This is a genomic window from Mycobacterium sp. (assembly GCF_035623875.1).
Lineage (GTDB): Bacteria > Actinomycetota > Actinomycetes > Mycobacteriales > Mycobacteriaceae > Mycobacterium.
The window spans coordinates 1-7,731 of the sequence record NZ_DASPSP010000098.1 but is presented as its reverse complement, the minus strand read 5'-3'; the positions used below and the strand labels follow the sequence as shown (position 1 = coordinate 7,731).

Sequence of the window (7,731 nt, the reverse complement as noted above, 5' to 3'; positions counted from 1 at the left end):
CGGTTGAGCACCCCCGACAGCACCAACCAGTCGGCCATAATGTCCTCGATAGTGCCGTCGGCGTAGGACTCCCGAGCGTCGATATTGGCGGGCAGGTCCCACTTCACCCGATCAGCCTCGACGACCAGGCCCGAATCCGCGATCGTGGCAAGGGTTCCGGTGATATGGAGATAATGCGCCCAGGTTTCGGCGAAGTCTTCCCACGGGTGGGCGGTGGCGTACTCCGAGATGAAGTCGTGCTGCCAGTTCGCCGGTTCCTCGCCGTTGTAGTGGCGCTGCAGTGCGGCTTGGTAGTCTTGCCGATCGTCGCCGAACATCGCCCGGGCGTCGTCGATGAGCGGCGTGTTCTGCACCAGCAGCATCTCGTAGTAATGGCCGACCTCGTGGCGGAAATGGCCCAGCATCGTGCGATAGGGCTCACGCAGCTTGATGCGCAGACGCTCCCGGTATAGCTCCAGCGACTCGGACAGGTCGATGGTGATGACGCCGTTGGCGTGCCCTATCGTCACCGGATGCCCCAGCGTCTTGCTCGACAGCAGATCGAACGCCAGCCCGTGCGGGTCCGCGTAGTACTGATGAATGGGCAGGCCCAGGTCCATCAGCTCGAAGATCAACCGCCGCAGCGCCTTTAGGGTCGAATCGAGTTCGGCCATCGCCTCGGTGTCATCGGCCGCCGGCCCCTCGCGTACGAAACTGTCGGCGTAGCAGCGGCCGGATTCGGCGTCGTCGGCGGTCAACCAGTTGCAGCCCCGCTCCCAGTGAGCGCACCGGACCCAGCCATGGTCACTCACGCTAACCGTCTGCGACGGTGTGGCCACCATCAGCCGCGACGGGTAGTGGTAGCCGACCGTCATGGCGCATGTCGAGCACTGCTGCGCCTCGAACGCGACCGCCTGCCCGCAGTTGGGGCATCTGAAGGCACGCATGATCAATGCCTGCCGGTTCTGCCCGACTCGACGTATGTCCACGGTTGCTGCGGACGGTCCTTCAAATAGCCACGCTGCCAATCCCATTGCGGATGCTGCCGCAGGAATTGTTCGGCGTCGAACTCGGTGCCGTCGGCACGCCCAGACCGCGCCCACACATTGAGCGCCTTGATGTCGGCCGCGGTGACGACTTTGCCGTCCACCGACCCGAATGGTGTGAACGGGGTCAGACCGCTGTCGTAGCAGGGGTCGTTGTCGGAATGTGCGCAAATGGTCCGGGCCGAGGGATGGATGTAGCCGAGGTAGGTGTCGAACGTGTCGCCCAGCATGCGCTTGCCGACCTCGACGTCGATGCGCCCGTTGTGCTGGCCGAGCAATTGGCGCCAGCGAACCTCTCGCGCACCATTCGGGGTACGCACGTCGCTGAACCCGGTCCCGAAGCACTCCAAGTTACGGATCCGCGGATCCAGCGGTGTGTTGTCGCCCCAGAAGTAGCCATCGGTGCTGCGGCTGAGGCTCTGATACAGCAGGCCCTCCTCGTAGCGGGCGATCTCACCGGTCTTCGCGTCACCGATCAACCAAGAGTTGGCGTATCCGCCGTTGTTGTCGGTGTTGAGCGTCTCGACCCAATGGTCGATGTCTTGGGCGTACTGCGAGGCCTTGCGGGCGCGGACGAACTCCGGAACCCGGGTCTCGTCGTAGCCCTTGAACCCGTCATAGCCGCCGATCGTGGTCTCGGTGATCGCCAGTCCGGCGCTCGTCAACCAGAAATCGCTCATGCTGGCGATCCAGCCCGGCGCGGCCTGCATGACCATCCGGTTGCCGTCGTCAGGGGTCATGTCCAGGATGACGTTCTCGAACTGGCCCTGCCAGAAATCGGCAAAGCTGGTGTGACCCAAAACAATTGACCCGTCGGCGGTCGCGCCTCCGGTCGCGACAAAGGCACTGCAGTGGTTGCCCTCGCCACCGGTCGGCGCCAAGGCGGTGTAGCGGCCCGAGTTCTTGGGCCACCAATAGCCGGTGAGTTCCATCCAATCGTTGATGCCGAGCACATCGTTGAATGTGGCCGGCACGCCCGCAGCCGTCAGACCCGAGGCCACGCCCTCCATCTCCTCGCGCAGCTCGTCGGGGATCTTGTCGCTGTGGAGTTCGGCGGCCCGCTCAACGAAGAAGTCGTAGGTCATCCCGATGTCCTGGTAGGTCATCTCCCGGTACACCCGGACCGACTCCGCGTACTCGTCGGCGACAAGAAAGCCGTACTGGAACCCGCGTGCGGTCGGTGATCCTTTGACCGTGACGTGCAACCAGCCGTTGATCTCGCTGCGCGAGGCCGCGGCGAGCCACCCCTGCTGCTCGTCTGTGAGTTCGGACGGTGTGGTTCTCGTTGGCGGTGTCGCCCGCCCGGGCGGTGGTTGTACGTTATGACCCTTATGACCCTTAGGAGTTGAAGCGATCGCCATCACAAGCCCTCCTCGGTCCGAACCCCCGCGAAGATGAGCTTAGTGCCGCCGGGTTACTGGTTGGCGTCGATCTCGTCTTGTTCGGCTTGTTGCAGGCCGTCGTCGACTTGCTGCTGGGCTTCGTCGTTCTGTTCCTGGGCCTGTTCGTCGGTGTCCTGCTGCAATTCCTCGTTGTTCAATTGGTTCGTGTTCAGCTGATTTTGCAGTTGGTCAGACTGATCCTGGTCCAGCTGTTGCTGCTCCTGATCCTCCTGCTGCTGGGTGGTGTCGAAGTCGTCACCGTCATCGCCATTCCCGGCGACGTTTTCCAGCTGCTGCGTTGCCGTCGCGAAATCCTGGGCGACTGAAGCTGGGACGCCGGGCGGAAGCGGCGGCAGGGGCGGAAGGGGCGGAGGCATCGGGCCGTCCGAGTGCACCGCACCCACCGACGCGGCTGCGACAGCGATCTCGCCAGTGCCCGGCGGTAGCACAACGACAAACGTCAGCATGGCGATGCTCGCCGTCAGGGCTAAAGCCGCTTGCCGCAGGCGACCATTGATTCGACTCTCGACACTTGTTGCCATAGCTCACCATGCGGCGGTTTCCTTGGTTGACCTCCGGATTGCGCTGTGCAAGCGCTATGAACACAGCAGCTGTTTCAATTGTTTCAATCTGGTGCAGCGACTGGTAACCTGGAACCATGTCCACCGCCGTTGCCCCCCTGGTTCGTCAGGTCGCCGAACGTGCCCGCAAAGATGCTGGCTTCGCCGAAGTGCTCGACGCCATCCTGGAGGCGCCGACCACGCCGCAGGGAACGCTGGAGCGCATCGCCGCCCGCAGCCTGAACGACGAGCGCCGCGGCGCGCTGGTACGGGAGTTCGTCGAGGGCTCGCTGCCGACGCCGAAGGTGCAGGAGCGGCTGGATCTGCATTCGCCGCAGGCGGTGCACCGGCTTCGCAGCCGCGGCAAGCTGCTGGGCTCGGCTGTCGGCAACCAAACCTGGTTTCCGGCCTGGCAATTCGACGCCGACCGGCTGCGGCCCGATTTACCGCGGATTCTCGAGCTGCTGACCGAGTTCACGTCGGACCCGCTGGCCGCCGATCGCGTCATGCGCCTAACCCATGACGAGTTGGGCGGCTCGTCGATCGCCGAGGCGCTGCGCCGCCCGAAGACCGCCGACACCGCGTGGCGGATGCTCGCCGCCGTCGGTGCCTGACCTTCCCGCCGGCTACCGGGCGCCGCTGCCCGACGCTCGGCCCGTCGGTCTGCGGCGCCGCCGTGTCGAAGCCGGCACCGAACTGTGGCGGGTAGAGGCGGCAGCACCCGAGCAGTGGACCTGGACCGGCTTTCCGACGCCTCGCTATCGCTTCGATCCTGAGTCGGGTGCATTCCGAACACGTTATGCCGCAAGCACTCTCGTCGGCGCATTCCGGGAGCGTTACCGGCCGACCGGACTGATGATCCCCGCTGATCACGCCGCCCACTACCTGGTGCGACTCGTCGCCGCCCGCCACCTACGCGTCCTCGACCTGCGCACCGAGGCAAACCTCGACATCCTCGGCGTCGACGACCAAATCAACACCGGCCAGCATGCCGACGTGTGGGACACCTGCCACCGGCTCGCCGATGCCGCCAAGCGGTGGTGGCCCGAGCCCGACGCCCTGGATGCGCTGGTGTACCGGCCGCGCACCACCCCGGAGACCTCGGTCAACTACGCCTTCTTTGCCCTCGACGCGTTCTCCTTCGAGTCGTGGCCGCTGGCCGAGCGCACTGACATGCTTACCAATCTGATACTGCGCCATGGCTTTACCGTCGGCTGGGAGTTACCCTGAGGCCATGACCGATCAGTCAAACCCGATCACCATCTCGCACCCACCCGACGCGTTGCTGCGCGTGGTCAACCCGACCCTGAAACTGCTGCTGCACACCCCGTTCGCGGGTGCGGCACGCAACCAGCTCATGGTGGTCAGCTTCACCGGCCGCAAGAGCGGGCGTCACTACTCAATTCCGGTGAGCGCCCATGTAATCGACGGCGTGCTCTATGCCATGACCGGCGCGATCTGGAAGAACAACTTCCGCGACGGCGCGACCGCGCAGGTCTTGCACGACGGCAAGACGACGACGATGCGCGGCGAGCTCATCACGGACAAGGCACACGTCGCCGATCTCTACTCACGCTGCGCCGAGTCCTACGGCGTCAAGCGTGCAGAGCGGACGATGGGGTTAGGGTTCCGCGATCATCAAATGCCGACCCGCGATCAGTTCGCCGAGGCTTTCGACCAGCTGAAACTGAGGGCGATTCGCTTTACCCCGGCCAGCTAGAGCTGTTCGCGGAGCCGGTCGACGAGGCCGAGCAGCCGCACGTAGTGTGACCCGGCCCAGTAGATACGCCCGCAGTCGGCGCAACGGCTGAATTCGTCGTAGTAGCGGCGGGTCAACGGCTCGAGCTGGTCGATCACGTCGTCCTTGGAAACCGTGGCCAGCCGGCCGTTGCAGCGCACACACCGGGTCAGCGGCGCCAGCCGTTCGCGCAGATCCAGTCGGCGAATCACCTCGACGGTCTGCTGCTCGGGCTGATCGGAACGTACGAACAGCCCATGGGTGATCGCACGCCGTTTCAACAGGCCACGGTCTCGGGTCAACAGGATGCGCTGCTGCTCATGGCTGATATCGGCCAGGGTCTGGTCGTCGGCGCCGCTGGACCACCACACGTCGAAGCCGAGTATGCGCAGCAGCCGCGCCAGCCGGCCGAGGTTGACGTCGACGACGAATCGCGGATCACGCAGCGGGGTTGGCCGCAATCTGGCCGTCGACGCGATGTCGAACGCCTCGAACATCGGGTAGGCGGCAATGCGGTCGCCCGTGGTCGGGCGGTGCGAGAAGCTCTCCGGATCGCCGTTCACCAAGATGAGGTCGATCTCGGTGTGCGGAATGCCCATCGCCTCCAGCACATCCTTGACGGTCTGGTGGTTGCGGAACGGACGGCGCACCGTCACGCCGCGCGACTCCGGCGCCAGGAAGTCATTCAGCTCGGCGTACGCGCGTACGTCCACGTAACCGACCATTCCCCATGCTCTCTGTTGAGATGACCGCGCGCAATCGATCAGCGCATCCCCTCTCAGCGGTGACTCATGTGGCAGATGTGACGGCGGATGCACCTTGAGCGGCGTGGGTCTGAGTGATCACCGGATCCTGGTATCCCGCGGAGCGCGCCGCTTCGCGCACCGCCGCGCCGACTACCTCCGCCCGGTCGGCCGGCGTCAATGCGATCACACAGCCGCCGAATCCGCCGCCAGTCATCCGAGCGCCCAAAGCCCCCGCCCCCACCGCGGTATCGGCGATCAGATCGATGTTCGCAGTGGTGATTTCGAAGTCATCACGCATGGACGCGTGTGAAGCGTTGAAGATTCGACCGGCCTCGGCGTAGTTCGAATCGCCCACCGCCGCAACGAGATCGAACACCCGCTGGTTCTCGGTCAGCACATGACGAGCCCGATGGGCGTCGACCGCGTCGGTTACCCCGTCCAGCACCGAGAGCTCACGATCCTGGATCTCTCGCAGGGACACCACACCCACATCGGCGGCCGCCCGCTCACACGACAGGCGACGCGCCGCGTATTCGCCCCCGACGTGGCCGTGTCGCTCGCGGGAGTCGATCAACAGCAGCGCGACACCGGAGGCTGACGGGTCGAAAGCCACCGGCTCGACGGTTAGCTTCCGGAAGTCGATCAGCAGCGCCGTCGACTCCTGACCGAACAGTGAAGACAGCTGATCCAGCAAACCCGTTGGCGCACCGACGTACTCGTTCTCCGCGCGCTGGGCCAGCCGCGCTTGCTCAAGCCGGTCGATTCGCCAACCGGCAGCCGTCACGAAAGCCCCCAGCGCCGCGCACTCCAGCGCCGCCGACGACGACAGCCCCGATCCCATCTCGACGTCACTGGTGATCGACATCGCGCCACCCGGCACCTGGTGCCCCGAACTGCGCAACGCCCACACCACGCCGGCCACGTAGCCGGCCCAGCCGGTCACCTCACCAGGCTTGGTGCGTAACGGAATCCGCACGGCGCCCTCGACCCGGTCGCTGCACACGGTGATCGCGTCGGCATTCGAGGGCTCGAACGTCACCACCGTGCGTTGCGGCAGCGCGATCGGCAAGGCCCAGCCGAGGTTGTAGTCGGTGTGCTCCCCGATCAGGTTGATCCGCCCCGGCGCGGCGTAGCGGACGATCATCCGAGTCTCCGCAGCCGCTCGGCCACTGCTTCGGGCGTCACGTCGCTGATGAACGCGTCCATCGCCGACTCCGAGGCTGCCAGATACTTGAGCGCGACGGCACTGCGCCGAATCGACATCAGCTCGACGTGGAAGTAGCCCTCCCGTTGTGCCTCGGTGTCGGCGAATTGGTGTAGCGCCGAAATATACGGCAGCGGGCCGGAATACATCCGGTCGAAGCGCCGCAACACGTCAAGGTAGATTCGCGCGAAATCGTCTAGCTCGGCAGCGGCGAGATCAAGCAGGTGGTGCACGAACCGGTTCGGGTAGATGTGCACCTCCACCGGCCAGCGCGCGGCGAACGGCACGAACGCCGTGAACAGATCGGTGCGCGCGACGACGCGGCTCCCGTCGTGGACCTCGCGAGCCAGCAGATCGGCAAAAAGGTTGCCGCCGTGGGACACCCGATAGTCTCTCGCCTGCTGCAGCATGACTGCCGTGCGCGGCGTCAGATACGGATACCCGTAGATCTGGCCGTGCGGATGGCTCAGCGTCACGCCGATCTCCTCGCCGCGGTTCTCGAAGCAGAACACCTGCTCGACGCCGGACATCCCCATCAGGTCGGAAGTCCGGTGCCGCCACGCATCGACGACAAGCCGGGCATGCGCCGCTTCCAAGTCCGCGAATGACCCAGTGTGGTTGCTGGAGAAGCAAATCACCTCGCAGCGGCCATTGCCCGGCGCAGACACGAACCCGTCACCAACCGACGGCCGCTCCCCCGCGCCGGACAGGCTCGGGAACCGGTTTTCGAAGACGACGACGTCGTAGTCGGGTGCGGGCACCTCGCTGGTCAACCCGGTCGGCCCCGGGCACAGTGGGCACTGGTCCGGCGGCGGCTTGTAGGTGCGGTCTTGACGCAGGGCCGCGATGATCACCCACTGTCCCGTCGTCCGGTCGAATCGCAACTCCGTTTGGTTGGGGTTTCGCGCCGGCAGCGGCCGGCGGTCGGCGACCGGTGCCGGGGTGTGGCCGGGCAACGAAAAGAACAGCAGTTCACGCCCGTCGGCCAGCTTCGTCCGAGTCGGCTGGGGAATGCTCATCGGGTCCCATCTTGGCCGCTATGCCAGAGTCAAGTCACGATAGACAAGCATTCCGCA

9 protein-coding genes are annotated in these 7,731 nt (G+C 65.3%); 3 read left to right on the top strand and 6 right to left on the bottom strand.

The window, feature by feature from the left end:
- From VEI45_RS08140 to VEI45_RS08130, 3 genes are all read right to left on the bottom strand, one after another.
- The coding region (locus tag VEI45_RS08140; protein ID WP_324851979.1) for a putative zinc-binding metallopeptidase at nt 1–926 on the bottom strand (926 nt) is incomplete at its 3' end.
- 2 nt (nt 927–928) lie between these two features.
- The gene (locus VEI45_RS08135; RefSeq protein ID WP_324851977.1) at nt 929–2,386 is read right to left on the bottom strand and encodes a C45 family peptidase; all 1,458 of its coding nucleotides are present in this window, start codon (nt 2,384–2,386) and stop codon (nt 929–931) included.
- 53 nt (nt 2,387–2,439) lie between these two features.
- Nucleotides 2,440–2,949, bottom strand: coding sequence for a hypothetical protein (locus VEI45_RS08130; RefSeq protein ID WP_324851975.1), 510 nt, complete (start codon nt 2,947–2,949; stop codon nt 2,440–2,442).
- 116 nt (nt 2,950–3,065) lie between these two features.
- Between VEI45_RS08130 and VEI45_RS08125 the strand changes: the two genes are divergently transcribed.
- Genes VEI45_RS08125 through VEI45_RS08115 form a run of 3 tightly spaced genes read left to right on the top strand, consistent with a single transcriptional unit; the run spans nt 3,066 to nt 4,687 of the window.
- Nucleotides 3,066–3,581, top strand: a complete 516-nt coding sequence (locus VEI45_RS08125; protein WP_324851973.1) for a hypothetical protein — start codon at nt 3,066–3,068, stop codon at nt 3,579–3,581.
- The gene (locus tag VEI45_RS08120) at nt 3,574–4,197 is read left to right on the top strand and encodes an RES domain-containing protein (protein ID WP_324851971.1); all 624 of its coding nucleotides are present in this window, start codon (nt 3,574–3,576) and stop codon (nt 4,195–4,197) included. The genes VEI45_RS08125 and VEI45_RS08120 overlap by 8 nt, the downstream gene beginning before the upstream one ends.
- 4 nt (nt 4,198–4,201) lie before the next feature.
- Nucleotides 4,202–4,687, top strand: a complete 486-nt coding sequence (locus tag VEI45_RS08115) for a hypothetical protein (protein ID WP_324851969.1) — start codon at nt 4,202–4,204, stop codon at nt 4,685–4,687.
- Here the strand turns inward: VEI45_RS08115 and VEI45_RS08110 are convergent.
- The 3 genes from VEI45_RS08110 to galT all read right to left on the bottom strand — a co-directional run bounded on the left by VEI45_RS08110 (nt 4,684) and on the right by galT (nt 7,674).
- Complete coding sequence (locus VEI45_RS08110) at nt 4,684–5,430, bottom strand: Mut7-C RNAse domain-containing protein (protein ID WP_324851967.1); 747 nt, start codon at nt 5,428–5,430, stop codon at nt 4,684–4,686. The two genes, VEI45_RS08115 and VEI45_RS08110, sit on opposite strands and share 4 nt — an antisense overlap.
- A 64-nt stretch (nt 5,431–5,494) precedes the next feature.
- Nucleotides 5,495–6,595 (bottom strand): galactokinase, encoded by a 1,101-nt coding sequence (locus tag VEI45_RS08105; protein ID WP_324851965.1) that lies wholly within the window; start codon nt 6,593–6,595, stop codon nt 5,495–5,497.
- Nucleotides 6,592–7,674, bottom strand: a complete 1,083-nt coding sequence (galT, locus tag VEI45_RS08100) for a galactose-1-phosphate uridylyltransferase (protein WP_324851963.1) — start codon at nt 7,672–7,674, stop codon at nt 6,592–6,594. Before galT ends, VEI45_RS08105 begins: the two co-directional genes overlap by 4 nt.
- Between the last annotated feature and the right edge of the window lie 57 nt (nt 7,675–7,731).